Source organism: Pseudomonas sp. P5_A2_2 (genome assembly GCF_054177685.1).
Genome location: NZ_JBGCUL010001272.1, coordinates 1 through 1,128, shown reverse-complemented (window position 1 = coordinate 1,128; position 1,128 = coordinate 1). Strand labels below are relative to the sequence as shown.

The following is a 1,128-nucleotide window of genomic DNA, read 5'->3' as shown; positions in this document are numbered from 1 at the left end:
TTGCCAAGCACCGACGTTCTCCGAAAAACTGGTGGAATCCTTACGCTGGCGCCAATCCGAGTAAACTTGGGAAGATACTTGTTTCATATCAAATTTACAGAACTGATCATAATCAATCAGTTTTTTCGGATTCAGCATACACGGATCAAAATCTATGCCCAGGAACTCACAGATTCGCTCCAATTCGAACTCTGTGTTAGCGACCAGACTCTCATACTTAACCTCCAGGTAGGCACTGGCGTCGAGATAAAAAGCTGCATCTAGCGCAATTTTCTTGATTTCTCTCTGCCACCTGGACAGGTTCAATCGCGGTGACGCGTGCCACCATGGCGTTCGAGCGAACGACAAAGCAACATCCCGACCATCCCGCACAACATGAATAAACTTTGCGTTTGGAAAAATCCTGGAAACCAGATCGAGGCGCTGACCATACCAAGGTGTCTGCTCAATCAACCAGGTTTTTCCATGCGCCTTTGCAATAGCTGCGTAAAACGCTTCTACAAAGACCGCCGCAGAACTCCTCGGTGTATCTTCCCGACAGCAAAACTCAGCATAATCGAAGAACATTTCGAGTTTGTGCGGACAGCCCTGCTTGATGATGGAAGCAATTAACTCGCCATCAAGCCCTGAAGGTCCTGCTTGGGAAAATGCCTCAAATAATCGGTCACCATTTCCAGAATACTCAAATAACAGTTGAATCTCCGGAGGTACACATACTTCGGCATGGCTATTCAGCATTTGTCCCAGCCACGAGGTGCCACAGCGACCAGTACCAATAATAAATGCATTATTCATAGAGTAAGCCAAGAAGCACTCCAGGGATACTCCTTGCCAATGAGCGAAAACAACTGCCTGTTCGGCTCACTATATAAGTCGTATAACTTTAAAAACACATCAGTGTGCGCATCCATTGCAACACCGTCGTAGTCACCTTTATTACTTACCTGCGGAATAACTCCGAGATCCACTCGAGAGTCAGCTCCGAGAAAGTCTAAAACCACACCAACACTTCCGACAGGATCTTTGGAAAAATCATCCTGTTCTAAAAACAAAAAATCCTGCAACCTGTAAAATTCGAGATAACGCAGAATCTGTTCATAATAGAACCCACGCCGAACGAAACTGGGC

The 1,128-nt window shown here is 46.0% G+C and carries 2 protein-coding genes; both read right to left on the bottom strand.

Features of this window, described 5'->3' with window-relative positions; all coding sequences use genetic code 11:
• Positions 1 to 807, bottom strand: an 807-nt coding sequence (locus tag ACXRVY_RS30745; RefSeq protein WP_458239173.1) for a sulfotransferase family protein, incomplete at its 3' end; no start/stop codon positions are given.
• On the bottom strand, positions 792 to 1,128 hold a 337-nt coding region (locus ACXRVY_RS30740; RefSeq protein WP_458239172.1), incomplete at its 5' end, for a hypothetical protein. The genes ACXRVY_RS30740 and ACXRVY_RS30745, both read right to left, overlap by 16 nt.